This window comes from Pseudonocardia sp. ZF1, assembly GCF_056835605.1.
Genome location: NZ_JAJNBY010000001.1, coordinates 3551945 through 3568144 on the forward strand (window position 1 = coordinate 3551945; position 16200 = coordinate 3568144).

A 16200-nucleotide genomic window follows, 5' to 3' on the forward strand; every position below is an offset into this window, starting at 1 on the left:
CTCGCGCCCGGTTCCGTGGTGGTCGTGCGGGACGAGGACTGGTTCGTCCAGTCCACCGAGCAGACGGCGGACGGGCTGCTGGTCCACGTCCGCGGGCTCACCGAGCTGGTGCGGGACACCACCGCCAGCTTCTACGCGAGCCTCGACACGATCGGTCCGCTGGACCCCGCCCATGCCCGGGTCGTGGCGGACGCAAGCCCGCACTACCGCACCGCGCGGCTGTGGGTGGAGTCCACCTTCCGCAAGACCCCGATCCCGCTCGGCGACCGCTCCCTGACCGTCGCGACGCAGGGCCTGGCGGATGCGCTCAGCTACCAGCAGGCCGCGGTGCGCCGCGCCCTCGACCCGGAGAACCTCCGCCCGCGCATCCTACTGGCGGACGCCGTCGGGCTCGGGAAGACCCTCGAGATCGGGATGATTCTCTCCGAGCTGGTCCGACGCGGGCGGGGCGAGCGGATCCTGATCGTCACGCCGCGGCACGTGCTGGAGCAGATGCAGCACGAAATGTGGACGCGGTTCGCGCTGCCCTTTGTCCGCCTCGACTCCGCGGGCATCCAGCGGGTGCGCCAGAAGCTGCCCGCCACGCGCAACCCGTTCACCTACTTCAAGCGCGTGATCATCTCCATCGACACGCTCAAGTCGGACCGCTACCTAGCGAGCCTCAAGAAGCAGCGCTGGGACGCCGTCGTGATCGACGAGTCCCACAACCTCGCCAACAACGCGACGCAGAACAACAAGCTCGCGCGCATCCTGGCCCGCAACGCCGAGGCGCTGATCCTGGCGTCTGCCACGCCGCACAATGGGAAGAAGGAGTCGTTCGCCGAGCTCATCCGCCTGCTGGACCCGTCCGCGGTGCCGCCGTCCGGCGAGCTGAACGCCAAGGAGATCGAGCACCTCGTCATCCGACGCCACCGGCACAGCCCCGAGGTGAAGTCCGTCGTCGGGGCGGACTGGGCCGAGCGGCAACCCCCGCACAACGTCCTGGTGCCGGCAAACCCCGCGGAGAACGCGATCGCCCGCGAGCTCGAAGACGTCTGGCTGTGGCCGCAGGGCGCGAGCCCCTACTCCGGCAAGAACTCCGCGCTGTTCCCCTGGACCCTGGCGAAGGCGTTCCTCTCCTCCCCCGCCGCGCTGCAGGAGTCCATCAAGGAGCGCACCAATCGACTGGGTCCGGACTCCAAAGCCGACGTCGAGCGTGCGGCCCTCCAGCGGCTCATGGACCTCACCCAAGACGCCCTCGTGCAGCCGTCGGCCAAGTACACGGCACTCGTCGAGCACCTGAAGGGCACCGGCGTCGGCAAGAACTCCCCGAAGCGGGCCGTGGTGTTCGCCGAGCGCGTCAAGACCCTCCGCTGGCTCGCCGAGAAGCTGCCGAAGGACCTCGGGCTCGATCCGAGCGCCGTCGAGATCATGCACGGCGGCCTGGCGGACGACGAGCAGCAGCGCGTGGTCCGCGAGTTCAAGCAGGAGAGCGCGAAGGTCCGGATCCTGGTGACCGGGGACGTCGCCTCGGAGGGCGTGAACCTGCACGCCCAGTGCCACGAGCTGGTGCACTACGACATCCCGTGGAGCCTGATCCGCATCGAGCAGCGCAACGGCCGCATCGACCGCTACGGCCAGAAGCACCCGCCGCGCATCACCGCCCTGCTCCTCGACCCCGCGAGCGAGCGCTTCGCCGGGGACGTCCGCATCCTGCGCAGCCTCATGGAGAAGGAGAACGAGGCGCACACCGCCCTCGGGGACGCGGCCTCCCTCATGGGCTCCTACGACGTGAAGGCCGAGGAGGAGCAGATCCGCAGCGTGCTGGCGCGCGAGAAGTCTCTCGACGACGTCGTCCGCACCCCCGCACAGGTCCAGGCCGGGAGCGACCTCTCCAGCCTGTTCGCCCAGCTCAGCAACGCAGCCCCCGCGCCCGAGCCGGCCCCGACGGTCGTGCCCACCGCGGGCACCGGCCTCTTCGAGAGCGACTTCGCCTACCTCGACACCGCCCTCGCCGCTGCGTTCACCGATCCCACCAACCCCGTCTCGAACTACGGCGTGGAGTGGCGGCAGGACACCACCTTCGGCACGGCGTCCCTCGTGCCGCCGGACGACCTCGCCCAACGTCTGGAGGTCCTCCCCCAGACCTACCTCACCGACCGCAAGGTCACCTCGCGGCTCGTGTTGGCGACGACGACCTCCCGCGGGAAGGACCGGCTGGCCGCCGCACTGAAGGACGAGACCGGCTCGAACTGGCCGGACGCCCACTACCTCAGCCCGCTGCACCCCGTCCTCGGCTGGGCCGCGGACCGGGCGCTGTCCTCATTGGGCCGCAACGAGATCTTCGCCGTCCGCGGCGAGGTCGACGACCCGACGGTGCTGCTGCTCGGCACCCTCACCAACCGCGGCGGCGAGATCGTGGCCGCCACCTGGTTGAGCGTGGCGTTCCCGGTCCCGGACTTCGCGCTGCTCACCCCGCACGAGTCCGCGGCGGCGATGCTCGCGGCGGTCGGCTGGGACCGCAGGCGCGACAACCCCGGGGGTGTCGAGAACGTCGCGGACCTGCAGCGACTCGTGACTCCCGCCGTCGAGAAGGCACAGGCACAGATGGGGTCGCTGGTCGCCGCCAACGAGGCGGACGTCGCCCGCTGGGTGGACTCCTGGTCCCAGCGCCTCGACCGCTGGGACGCCGAGGCGGAGAAGGCCACCCAGAACGCAGGACTGCGGCAACGCCGGGTCACGGTGGCGCAGGAGAAGGAACTGGTGGAGGCGATGCGACCGGACCGGCAGCTGGTGCGGCCGCTGCTCGTCGTCGTTCCGGAGATGGGAGCGCAGCAGTGAGCGGCTCGGACGCGATCCTCGTCGGCGAGAGCTGGATCTCCGAGCACTACTTCGGCTCCGAGGCCACCGCCCAGTCGTTCCACGCCGACGTCCTGGCCCGGCGCAAGACGTGGGACGCCGAGGAGAAGGCCGACCGCCCCACCCCGCGCACCCGGTTCACGAAGGTCCGGCAGAAGCTGGAGGTCGACCTCGCCGCGCTGGCCGAGCTCGCCGATCCCGAGGCCGCCGTAATGCACGACGCCGAGACCGTCGCCAAGGCTGCCCGCGAGGTCTACACCGAGATCGTGCAGGTCCTGGAGCTGCGCCAGCACGGCCTCCAGGTCACCGAGACCGGGCCGCTGTGGCGGATCTCCGCGGCGGGCATCACTGAGCGGGCGCCGCTGGCCGTGGTGCTCGCCCGCCCCGCCGTCACGCACGAGGACGCCCTGGCGAAGGACCAGCCCACGCTGCTGGAGCCGCTCGCCCTGACCGACGACGGGCCGGAGTTCACCTCCGCCGCGCGGCTGGTGTCGGCGCTGTTCGTCGACGAGTCCGCCGCCCCGGCCCTCGCCCTGATCCTGGCCGGGCGGTGGATCATCCTCGCCGAGCAGGAGCGCTGGGCCGAGGGCCGCTACCTCGCCGTGGACCTGCAGCTGATCTGCGAGCGCAACGAGGGAAAGCGCGGCGGGGAGATCGACCGCGCGCTGACCTGCTTGTCCGCCGAGTCCGTCGCGCCGGACGCCGCCGGGAAGCTCTGGTGGCTGGAGACCCTCGAGAAGTCGGTCAAGCACACCGTGGGGGTGTCGAAGGATCTCCGCGAGGGTGTGCGGCTGTCCATCGAGATCATCGCGAACGAGGTCGTGGCCCGGCGCAGGGCGCAGGGCCTCGAACCGCTCCCGGGTGCGGACGCCAACGAGCTGGCCAAGCAGTCCCTGCGCTTCCTCTATCGCGTGCTGTTCCTGCTCTACGCCGAGGCGTCCCCCGAGCTGGGCGTGCTGCCCGCCGGTGCCGCGGAGTACGACGCCGGCTACAGCCTCGACCGCCTCCGCGAGCTGGTGCAGGTCGAGCTCGCCACCCCGCGGGCGCAGGCCGGCACGCACCTCTACGAGTCGCTGGCGGTGCTGTTCGGGCTGGTCGACACCGGGCACGCACCCGTGGTGGTCACGTCCGAGTCCGACGACGAGGACGGCGCCGGCCCCTCCGACGGGCTGCATTTCAATGCCCTTCGCGCGGACCTGTTCCTGCCCAAGGCCACGCGGTTCATCGACGCCGTCGGGCTGGGGAACGCGGCGCTGCAGAAGGTGCTCGCCCATCTGCTGCTCAGCAAGGAGCGCAGCGGGAAGGACCGCGGCTTCATCTCCTACGCCGAGCTCGGCATCAACCAGCTCGGCGCGGTGTACGAGGGCCTGATGTCCTACACCGGCTTCTTCGCCGAGACCGATCTCTACGAGGTAGCGAAGGGCGGGGACAGTAGCAAGGGCTCGTGGGTCGTGCCGGTGAGCCGGTCCGAGGGCATCGCCGCCGCCGATTTCGTGAAGGCCGAGGACCCGCGGACGGGCGAGAAGAAGCCGGTCCTGCACCAGGCCGGGTCGTTCGTGTTCCGGCTCGCGGGCCGGGAGCGCCAGCAGTCCGCCTCCTACTACACCCCCGAGGTGCTGACCCGGTTCACCGTCGGCCAAGCCCTAGAAGAGCTGCTCGACCAGGACGGCACGCGCACCAGCGCCGAGGAGATCCTCGGCCTCACGGTCTGCGAGCCCGCGCTGGGCTCCGGTGCCTTCGCCATCGAGGCGGTGCGGCAGCTCGCGGAGCAGTACCTCAAGCGCCGGCAGGAGGAACTGGGCGAGCGCATCGACCCGGACGAGTACCCGCGCCGGTTGCAGGAGGTCAAGGCCTACCTGGCGCTGCACAACGTCTACGGCGTGGACCTCAACGCTACCGCGGTCGAGCTCGCCGAGATCTCGCTGTGGCTGGACACCATGGTCTCCGGGCTCTCCGCCCCGTGGTTCGGCCTGCACCTCAAGCGCGGCAACTCCCTCATCGGCGCCCGCCGGGCGGTGTACCGCCGTAGCCAGGTCGCCGACAAGAGTTGGCTCTCCGCGGTACCGAAGGATTTGCCGCTCACCTCGCTGCCCGCAGACATCGAGGCCGGCCGGATCGCCTCCGATCTCGGCGACGGCATCCACCACTTCCTCCTGCCCGCCGACGGCTGGGGCGCGGCCGCGGATACAACCGAGGCCGCTGGGCTAGTCACCTCTGTCGCGCCGGATGCACTAAAGGCCCTCAAGGCGTGGCGCAGTTCGATAAGAGTCAAGCTGACAAGTGGTCAGGTCGACGCCTTGACTGAGCTGGCGAGTCGAGTAGAGACGCTCTGGCAAATCTCTTACCGCCGCATGCGGATCGCGGAAGACGAGGTTCGTCGATCCATTCCGCTGTGGGGCGCGGGCGATCTACCCTCCGGTGGTTCTATACAGCGTGAGCAGATTGAAACGACGCTTGCGGACCGCAGCGGCGCCTACCAGCGACTACGCAGAGCTATGGATGCATGGGCGGCTCTCTGGTTCTGGCCGTTGACTGATGCCGCGGTTAGCGTTGATGGACAGCACGTCGTCCCCCCAACAATCGACCAATGGATTGCGGGCTTGCGAAGCCTCCTTGGGCGAAACCCTGACCTCGCAGGAGCGCCTGCCAGGGGCACTCGGAGACCTGGGCCCGGACAGATCTCCCTCGGAGAGGCGACAAGCTGGGACGAGCTTGGTCATGCAGAGGCGCTGGAGTTGGATTTCGGGGGGGCGCGGTCAATCGAAGCGACCATGGCTGCCCATCCATGGCTAGTGGTGTGCGAACGTGTGACTGAGAGGCATGGCTTCTTCCACTGGAATCTCGACTTTGTCGCAATCTTTGCGCGCGGGGGTTTCGATCTCCAGGTTGGCAATCCGCCTTGGGTTAGGCCACGTACTGATGCCGCCCCCCTCCTTGCCGAGGGCGACCCGTGGTGGGCCCTCGCGGTGAAGCCCAGCCAGGCAGCGTTATCTAGTAGACAGACGGCAACGCTATCTCTTCCAGGAATCTCAGACCTGACAGTCAATGGCATTTCTGATGCATCTTGCACCATCGCAGCGTTGGGCTCAACTGCGCAGTTTCCACATCTCCGCGGATTACAGCCAGACCTGTATCGCTGCTTTATGGAGCAGGTTTGGCGCCTTTCATCTCCTCGCGGAACCATGGGTCTAATCCACCTTGACACCCATTTCACTGACGAGAAGGCTGGACAATTTCGTTCCGAGACCTATCGCCGCCTTCGGCGACATTGGGAATTTATCAATGAGCTTCAGCTGTTCGATATACAACACCAGAAGCATTACGGGGTGAACGTTTACGGTTCACGGCGGCCGGAAGCCGCATTCCTGAATGCAGTGTCGCTGTATCACCCCGATACGGTTCTAAGATCACTGGCACATGACGGATCGGGGACTGAGCCGGGCTTTAAGGACGAGAAGGCGGACTGGGACCTTCGACCTCACCGCGGCAGAGTCACGCTTGTGACCGAGCAAACCCTGGCCACATGGCACGCAGTCCTCGAAACATCCGAAGTCCCTGTTCAACACACACGCATGATCTATGCGGTGAACAGGGCAGCATCCGCTGTGCTCCGGAAGATCGCACAGGCACCGCGCATTGCCGAGTTCGACCTGAGTTTCTCGCGCGGCTGGGACGAAAGCCGAGACCGAAAGAAGGGGCGATTCGAGACCAAGTGGGGTGCACCCGCGTCCTGGGACGACGCCATCCTTCAAGGGTCACACATCTTCGTGTCAACCCCGTTCTATAAAGTCCCGAACAAGACCCTCCTGCACAACACCGACTGGTCTAGCGTCGACATTGAGGGATTGGCCTCTGAGAGCGTCCCGGTCACCGGATATAGGCCCACGGGCGACCGTTACACATACGACTGTGACTACACCGACTGGGGAGACGAAGAAAATCCCCTGCCAGCCCGGGACTACTATCGGATCGCATGGCGGAAGATGGCCGCTAACACTGGCGAACGGACATTCATACCAGCGCTCATCCCTCCCGGTCCCGCACATATTGATGGCGTATTCTCTGCGGGACTGCCAAATGGAGACCCTCGAGAGCTCGTAGCTCTCGCCGGCTCAATGAGCTCAATAGTATCTGACTTCTCAGTGAGAGTCGCACCCAAATCTGATATTCGATCAAGCACCGCCAACAGACTTCCGTACGTCAGCGGCCCACTCTCAAACGAACTGACTCTACGAACACTTCGACTGAATGTCATCACTGACGCATACGCCGATCTATGGTCCGATTGCTGGATGGCGGAATTTGCGGCAGATACGTGGACCGGCGGGCTTCAGCATCGGCGTCGCCCCGACCTTGGCTCTATCAGCTCCGCATGGAACTACGCTGTTCCGCTTAGGCTCGCCGCTGATCGCCGTCAGGCTCTTCTCGAGATCGACGCCCTCGTCGCACTAAGTCTCGGACTTACCTCCGACGAGCTCTGCACCATCTACCGCACCCAGTTCGCTGTCCTCTACGGCTACGACCGCAACACTTATTTCTACGACGCGAATGGCCGTCTGGTTCCCAACTCCGTGCTGACCGTCTGGCGGAAGAAGGGCGAGCGGATCTCCGAGGAGGAGCGCACCGCCACCAACCAGGCGGGCAACACCTACGTCTACGAACTGCCGTTCCAGACTCTCGACCGTGAGCACGACATGCGGGTCGCGTATGCGGAGTTCGAGCGGCGGCTTGCGGAGCGTTCATGAGTGAGCTCCTCCCCACGATCCAGGCCGGGAGCATCCGGCACAGCCTGGTCGACTACCTGACCACGACGTTCGGCCTCACCGATCCCGGCGCGCGCGATGCCCTCGATCGCTTCCTCGGCGATCCCGAATCCGGGATGTTCAAAGGGCCCTACGCACGGCTGCGGCTGCCGTTCCGGCCAGCCGACGAGGGCTGGCGGCAGAGCCTGGAGTGGTACGAGGGGCACACGCCGTACGGGCATCAGGCGGCGGCGTTCGCGCGGCTCTCCTCGCTCGTCAACGACAGACCGCTGCCCACGCTCGTCACCACCGGCACCGGGTCCGGCAAGACCGAGGCGTTCCTCTACCCGCTCCTCGACCACGTGCTGCGGGCCAAGCGCGAGGGCGTGACCGGGACGAAGGCGCTGATCCTCTACCCGATGAACGCCCTGGCCAACGACCAGGCCGCTCGCCTCACCAGCTTCATCACCCAGAACTCCGCGCTGCGCTCGGTCACCGCCGCGCTCTACACGGGGCAGAACGACGCGCCGCGCACGATGGTCACCGAGGACGGGCTGATCACCGACCGCGGGATCATCCAGGACGAGCCGCCGGACATCCTGCTCACCAACTACAAGATGCTCGACCAGCTGCTGCTGCGGCACGCGGACCGCAACATCTGGCGCGCGTCCTCGACGAGCCTGCGCTACCTCGTCCTCGACGAGTTCCACACCTACGACGGCGCGCAGGGCACGGACGTCGCGATGCTGCTGCGGCGGCTCGGGATGACGCTCAAGAGCTACTGGAGCGACACCGACCCCCGACTGTCCGATGAGGACCGGGCACGACCGCTCGGCCGGATCACCCCCGTCGCCACCTCCGCCACCCTCGGGGGCCGCGCTGATGAGGACGGCACTGGCGATCCCGGCGTGATGCTGGAGTTCGCCGAGACCGTGTTCGGGGAGCCGTTCGGGCCGGACGCGGTGGTCACGGAGTCGCGGCTCACCCAGGACGAGTGGGCCGAGGGCTCGGCGGCGGTGCTCACCGCGATGGGCTACTCCCCCACCCCGATCTCCGAGCTGCGTGTCGCCGAGGTCAACACCGCGCTCGACCTGCTCGGCGAGGATCCCAACGGCGCCGAGCTCGCGCGGGCCGTGTTCGCGCTGCTCTACGGCAAGCTGCCCGGCGACTTCGCCACCGCGGGCGCGGACCTGCTGCTGCGGCTGAGCCAGGCGCATCCACTCGTCGCGGCCATGGCGCGGGAGTCCGGGGACGCACTCAGCCTGAGCGCACTCGTCGAGCGGGTCGTGGGGCCGACGGCGACGCCGAGCCTCGCCGCGACCGGGCGCGACCCAGCGTGGGAGAGCCTGCTGTCCCGCGTCGTCGCCGCGCTCGGGCACGTCCGGGCCGCGATGGGGCGAGACGCGCTGTCCGTCGAGGCGCACCTGTGGGTGCGCGAGCTGACCCGCATCGACCGGGCGGCCGATCCGACCGCCGTGTTCCGCTGGGGAGACGACGGCCCGCCGACCGGGGTGCACGACGCCGAGGACGTCCGGCCGTCGTTCCCCGCGCTGTACTGCCGGCGGTGCGGACGGTCCGGCTGGGGCGTCGGGCTGGCGCCGGTCGGCGGCAGCCTCGCCGCGAACGACGACTCCATCCGCCGCGACCACGCCGGCCGCGAAGGCCGCTTCCGGCCGCTCATGTCCGCGGCCACCGAGGCTGACGCGGTGTTCGGCGGTGAGACCCCGACGTCCGGCCTGGCCTGGTTCTCGGTCCGCACCCGCGAGCTGCTCACCGCCACCCCGGCCGAGGACGATCCCGACCTGCGCGACGGGTGGGTGCTGCCCGTGCTCACCCACGCCGGGCAGGAGGCGGACGAGGACTCCCGCAAGGACACCTGCCCCGCCTGCGGGCAGGAGGACGGGATCCGGTTCCTGGGCAGCGCGATCGCGACGCTGCTGTCGGTGTCGCTGTCCACGCTGTTCGGGTCGGCGCGGGTGGCGCCCGGGGAGAAGAAGGCGCTGGTCTTCACCGACTCCGTGCAGGACGCCGCGCACCGCGCCGGGTTCGTGCAGGCCCGCTCGCACACGTTGACCCTGCGTGCGGTTCTGCGCGAGGCCGTCGCGGACGGGCCGCTCACGCTCGACGGCCTGGTCGACGAGGTGATGCGCAGCGCGGGAGACGACGCCTCGAAGCGCTACCGACTCCTCGCGCCGGACTGCGCGGACCGCGAGTCGTTCACCCCGTTCTGGACGGCGGAGAAGTACCGCCAGATCCCGATCAGCGTGCGGTCGCGGGTGCAGAAGCGGCTCGCGCTCGACGCGATGTTGGAGTTCGGGCTCAACTCCCGCACCGGCCGCACCCTGGAGCTCACCGGCTCCGCTGCCGTCGACGTCGAGGCCGGGCAGCCGCCCAAGATGATCGCCGCGGCGCGGAAGGTGCTCTCTGGCGTCGCGGTGCAGACCCGATCGGACACCGCGGACGGCGAGCAGCCGGACGCCGTGCTGCTGCAGTGGGTGCGCGGGCTGCTGGACCGGATGCGATCGCTCGGCGCCGTCGAGCACCCGTGGTTCGAGCGCTACCGCCAGGAGGACGGCAACCGCTGGTGGGTCTCCGGCGGCCGCCCGCGCGGCGACGGGATGCCCGCCTTCCCCAGGGGCCGCCCGGCGCCCGGCTACCCCCGGATCGGCGGGAGCGGGGACCCCGCGGGCGAGGGGCTGGAGCCGGTCACCACGCCCAAGTCCTGGTACGCGCAGTGGACCTCCCGGGTGCTCGACGTGAGCCCTACCGACGGCGGCAGGTTGGCCCGGCTGCTGCTCGAACAGCTGACCCGCGACGGGGTGCTCACCTCGATCACCAGCACGTCCGGGGCCGCGGTGTTCGCCATCCCGGCGGGCGGCGTCGTCGTCAGCCCGACGACGCCCGAGGACCTGCGCGAGAAGCGGAACCTGCTGGTCTGCGGCACCTGCCGGGCCCCGGTCACCGGCTCGACGACCACGGTGGAGCAGCTCACCGGCGCCCCGTGCATGCTGGTGACCTGCACCGGACGGCTGCAGGCGAGCCCACTCGCGGAGAACTTCTACCAGCGGCTCTACGCCTCCCCGGACATGCGACGAGTCGTCGCTCGGGAGCACACGAGCCTCCTGGAAGATGAGGTCCGGCTGGCCTACGAGAACGGGTTCAAGGGCGCACAGGACAGCCCGGCAACGCCGAACGTCCTCGTCGCCACGCCGACCCTGGAGATGGGCATCGACATCGGCGACCTCTCCGCCGTCGTCCTGGCCTCGCTCCCCCGCACCGTCGCCTCCTACCTGCAGCGCGTCGGCCGCGCGGGGCGGCTCACCGGCAACGCGCTCAACCTGGCGTTCATCACCGGGCGCGGCGAGCAGCTGCCCAAGCTCGGCGACCCGCTCTCGGTGATCAACGGCGAGGTCCGGCCGCCCGCGACCTACCTGCGTGCCGAGGAGATCCTGCGCCGCCAGTACACCGCGCACCTCGCGGACGAGTTCGCCCGCGACGAGACCCGACCTCACCCTCGTCGGGCCCGCAGCGCCATCGGATCTAGTCAGCCCGGGACGTTCCTCGGCGACCTGATCAGCCACGCCGAGACCCACGCGTCGGCGCACCTCGACCGGTTCCTCGGCGCGTTCAGCGCGCTGCCAGCCGACGTCGTCGAGGGGCTGCGAGAGTGGCTGGCCGCGCCCGGCGGGCCCGGGACCAGCGCGTTCGCCGCCCAGGTGCACGCGGCGAGCGGGCGCTGGCAGGGCACCGTCGAGGAGCTGAGGCACCGGCAGCAGGCGATCGACGACGCCTTGCCCGCCCTCATCGCGCAGGCCCAGTCCACCGCTGCCACCGAGGACGATCGTCGTGCCCAGCGCTCCGCCGAGACCGCGCGGAAGCTCACCTCCGGGCAGCTCGCGCACCTGCAGGGCGATTACTGGATCGGGGTGCTCGAGGAGTACGGGCTGCTGCCCAACTACACGTTGCTCGACGACAACGTCACCCTCGACGTCGGGCTGAGCTGGATGAACCCGGACTCGAAGGAGTTCCAGACCGACCACGCCCGGATCCAGCGCGGCTCGGCGCAGGCCATCCGGGAGTTCGCGCCCGGCGCCCGTTTCTACGCGCGGGGGCTGGAGATCACCATCGACGCCGTCGACCTCGGGGTGGACGGGGTGGCGATCCGACCGTGGGTGTTCTGCCCGGCCTGCGGCTACGCCGTGGACGTCGACGCGGAGGGCAAGACCAAGTCTGTGCCGACGTGCCCGCGGTGCGGGAGCAGCGGTGTCGGCGACATGGGGCAGCGGCTCGGGGTCGTCGAGCTGTCGCACGTCACCGCGGAGATCCGCCGCGACGAGGCGACGATCACCGACCGGCGCGACCAGCGGGACAACCGCTACTTCCAGGTCGTCACGGCGGCGGACGTGGACCCGGCGGACTTCGGGGACCGGTGGTTCGCTGAGGACATCGGGCTCGGCTGCACGTACCTGAAGGCGCTCACGATCCGGTGGGTCAACCTCGGAACCGCCGGGCACGGCGCCACCCGCACGATCGCCGGGGAGGACATCTCCGGCGCGCTGTTCCGGGTGTGCGAGGGCTGCGGGAAGCTGGACACGGACGCGGGCCAGAACAAGGCCCACGAGCACCGGCCGTGGTGTCGGTACCGGACGTCGACGGACGAGCACACCACCACCGTCGCGCTGTCCCGGACGCTACGGACGCAGGGCCTGCTGCTGCGGCTGCCCAGCGCCGTGACCATCGGAGACGACTTCGCCGCACCCAGCCTGGCCGCCGCGCTGCTGCTCGGGCTGCGGGAGCAGCTCGGCGGGCACCCGGACCACATCCGGGTGGAGCACGTCGTCGACCCGACGCTCAGCGACGGCTCGGACAACCACGAGGCGATCCTGCTGCACGACGCAGTCCCCGGTGGGACCGGTTATCTGGCGGAGCTCGTCCAGTCTGACGTGCTGCGATCGCTGCTGGCGACGGCGTGGGAGCGGGTGCGGGACTGCGGGTGCCGCACCGAGCCTCGTCTGGCCTGCCACCGCTGCCTGCTCCCGTTCGTCGCGCCCGGCCAGGTCCGACGGGCATCCCGGGCGTCGGCGGAACGGCACCTGCGCACGCTGCTCGGGTTCCGGCCTGACGATTCCAGCCTTGACGACGTGCCGGCTTGGACGATCACGGAGGTCCCGCCGACCGAGGACCCCGAGTCCCACCTCGAACAGCGCTTCCGGAAGGTGTTCGTGGAGCGGCTCAAGAAGATCGGCGCAGCGACCCAAGAAGTCCCCGGCCCGTTCGGCAACTCCGTGCGGTTCACGATCCCGGGGCAGCCGCGGCAGTGGACGCTGACGCCGCAGGTGAACGTCGAGAACTCGCGCCCGGACTTCGTGCTGGAGACCAACGACGCCTCGGTGCCCGCGGTCGCAATCTTCACCGACGGGCTCACGTTCCACGCGACGGTGACACACAACCGGCTCGCCGACGACGCCGCCAAGCGGCAGATCCTGCGGGACACCGGGCGGGTGGTGGTCTCGGTGTCGGCGCGGGACGTGGTCGCGGCGGAAGAGGGCTCCGTGACCGCACCGGCCTGGTACTCGGACGCCACCGTCGGACAGCTCATGGCGAACGTGCAGTTCATGGCCTCGCCCGCCGCCTACCAGGCGCTGCGCTCGGGCCCGGTCGACTGGCTGCTCGGCTGGGTGTCCTCCCCCGAGCCCGCACACGTCCGCTCGGTGGCCAGGGCGGTGCCGATGTTCCTGCTGGCCCAGACCGCGGTCGTCCTGCTCCCGGCGGAGGCCGAGCTCTCCGAGGCGGCCCGGAGGGTGCTGCTGGGCACGGACGCGGCGTCGTCGGGTCCGCGCAAGGCGATGGTCTGGCGTTCCGGGTCGTGCGCAGTCGCCATCGAGCTGGACGGCCCGCTCGTCGGTACCGCACTCGTCCTCGACGACCGCCCCGAGGTGCTGGACTCCGCGCACGGCGACTCGTGGCGGGAGTGGCTGCAGCTCTCGAACGCGCTCGCCCTGCGCGACTGGCCGACGGCCGTCTCGACGACGACGCTCGGAGCCACGCCCGTCGCCGTCCCGGTGACTGCGCCCGCGATCTCAGCGGTGGCCGATCCTCCGGAGCTTCCCGAAGACTGGACGCAAGTGGTCGACCAGGCGCGCCCAGGGTCCGAGCGTGAGCTCGTGCTCGCCCTCGCCGCGGCTGGCGCCCCGCTGGCGCCCGCGATCGGCGGGGAGAGCCCTGAGGGGATCATGATCGACGTCGCCTGGCCGAGCCTGAACATCGTCGTCGAGACCCAGGACATGCCCGCCGAGGACCGCACGGACCTGGCGGCAGCCGGTTGGGTCGTCGTCCCGCCCGATCCGGCGGAGATCATCGCGCAGCTCAGCAAGGCCGGGGAGGCGTAAGTGCCCACGCTCATCATGACTAAATGGCCGAAGAAGCTCGACGGCTCGGTGCGATCGAAGGCGATGGCCTTCCTGCAGAAGCTGTCGGCGGACGACACCGTCCCGGGGCTGCACGTCGAGCCGATCCAGGGGGCCGCAGACCCGCGGGTGCGCACCGGCCGGGTCGACGACTTCTGGCGCGCGGTCATGTTCCGCCTCGACGGCGACGGGGAGCGGCACTACGTCATTCACGGGGTCTGGCCGCATGACGAGGCAAACAAGGTCGCCGAACGCGTCCGGCTGAAGGTCAACCCGATCAACGGGCTGCCCCAGATCGAGGAGACGCCCGAGGGGCCGGACGCACCCGCTGTGCCCGAACCGACGGTGCCGGAGCCGGGCGCCACTGTCGTCGCGGAACCGGACGCCGTCGTGCAGGCGGACGAACCGGTCGTCGATAAGCCGCTGCTGGTCCGGCGCGGGCGGACGCGGACCGCGCTCGTCGACCGGCTCGGCCTGCCCGAGGAGATCGCCGACGCGGCCCTCGCCGCGCCGGACGAGGACGCCGTCCTCACCCTCGCGCAGCGGCACGAGGGCTGGATTGGGCTCCTACTCGTTGATCTGACCAGCACGGACTCGATCGACGAGATCCACGACAAGCTCCAGTTGGACGGCCCGGCGCCGACGATCGGCACCGAGGACGACCAGCTCCTCGTCTCGCTCCGCAAGCCGGCCGCCGCCGCGCAGTTCGCCTTCATCGACGACCAGGACGAGCTGCGCCGGGTCATCGAGGACGGGGACTTCGGCGCGTGGCGAGTGTTCCTGCATCCCGAGCAGCGCACCTACGTCACGAAGGACTACAACGGTCCGTTCCGGCTGTCCGGCGGCGCGGGGACCGGCAAGACGGTCGTGCTCGTCCACCGCGCGCGGCGGGTGGCCCGGCAGAACCCGCAGGCCCGCATCGTTCTCACGACGTTCACCACGAACCTGGCCGACGCCCTCCGCGAGAGCCTGGCGCAGCTCGACCCGCGGGTGCCACAGGCCGCGAAGCTCGGCGATCCCGGTGTGTTCATCGCGGGCGTCGATGCTCTCGCCGCCGCAGTGATCCGCGGCGGCGACGTGGCGAAGGCCGTGCAGTCGGTGCTGGGCGAGGAGCGGTCGAGCCCGAACGGCCGCGTCTCCGGCACCCGCTGGCGGGCCGTCCTCGACACGGCGGGCACCGACCTGCCGCCCGAGATCGCCAACGAGACGTTCCTGGCCACCGAGTACTCGATGATCGTCCTGCCCCACGCCGTGGGTACCGAGGCCGAGTACCTCCGCGTGCGGCGCCCCGGCCGCGGCGTCGCACTCGACCGGGGCAAGCGCGCCGCCGTGTGGGCGTTGATCTCCGCCTACCGAGCCCAGAACCGCATCGACGGGACGCTGGACTTCGGCGAGGCCGCCGCCGTCGCCGCCGCGCGGTTGCGGGAGACCGGCCCACTCGCCGACCACGTCCTGGTCGACGAGGGCCAGGACCTCTCCCCCTCCCACTGGCAGCTGCTCCGCGCCCTGGCAGCGGAGGGTACGGACGACCTGTTCATTGCCGAGGACTCCCACCAGCGCATTTACGGCCCCCGGACCGTGCTGAGCCGCTACGGCATCAAGATCGTCGGCCGCTCCCGGCGACTCACCCTCAACTACCGCACCACCGCCCAGAACCTGCACTACGCGCTCTCGATCCTCGAGGGTGGCTCCTATGTGGATCTGGAGGAGGAGCCTGAGGCGACGGGCTACCGGTCCGCCCGCTCCGGCCCGAACCCGAGGATCGACCAGGTCACGTCGCTGACCGGCGAGCTCGACACGATCGCCGCCCGGCTGACGGGCTGGCTCGAGGCCGGCGAGGCCCCCGAGACCATCGCGGTCCTCGTCCAGGACCGCTTCCAGCGCGAACGCGTGGTCACTGGCCTGACCGAACGCGGCGTCCCGGTCCGCGCTGTGGATCGCGAGCAGCCCACCACGGGAAAGCCGCTGGTCATGACCATGCACCGGGCCAAGGGCATGGAGTTCACCAAGGTCGTCCTCGCGGACGTCGGGCAGCGCACTGCCGCCGAGACCGCCCGCCTCGCCGTCCTCGACGAGTCCGGCCGCCACGACGCCGAACTCCGCACGCGCTCCCTGACCTACGTCGCCGCCACCCGAGCCCGTGACGAGCTGTCGGTGATCCAGCGCGGGGTCTAGCAGCAGCGCTCTGCTACGAGCAGGCCCGCCACACCCGT

The 16200-nt window shown here is 69.8% G+C and carries 4 protein-coding genes; all 4 read left to right on the forward strand.

What is annotated here, in order from left to right:
* The first annotated feature begins 24 nt into the window (after nt 1-24).
* From ZF1_RS17115 to ZF1_RS17130, 4 genes are read left to right on the forward strand one after another with little or no spacing between them, the layout of a single operon-like run.
* On the forward strand, nt 25-2820 hold the full coding sequence (locus tag ZF1_RS17115) for a helicase-related protein (RefSeq protein WP_482637775.1): 2796 nt from the start codon (nt 25-27) through the stop codon (nt 2818-2820).
* Complete coding sequence (locus tag ZF1_RS17120) at nt 2817-7583, forward strand: class I SAM-dependent DNA methyltransferase (protein ID WP_482637776.1); 4767 nt, start codon at nt 2817-2819, stop codon at nt 7581-7583. Before ZF1_RS17115 ends, ZF1_RS17120 begins: the two co-directional genes overlap by 4 nt.
* Nucleotides 7580-13969: a DEAD/DEAH box helicase gene (locus ZF1_RS17125; protein WP_482637777.1), complete on the forward strand. Its 6390-nt coding sequence runs from the start codon at nt 7580-7582 to the stop codon at nt 13967-13969. Before ZF1_RS17120 ends, ZF1_RS17125 begins: the two co-directional genes overlap by 4 nt.
* Nucleotides 13970-16162, forward strand: a complete 2193-nt coding sequence (locus tag ZF1_RS17130; protein WP_482637778.1) for a UvrD-helicase domain-containing protein — start codon at nt 13970-13972, stop codon at nt 16160-16162.
* The last annotated feature ends 38 nt before the right edge of the window (nt 16163-16200 follow it).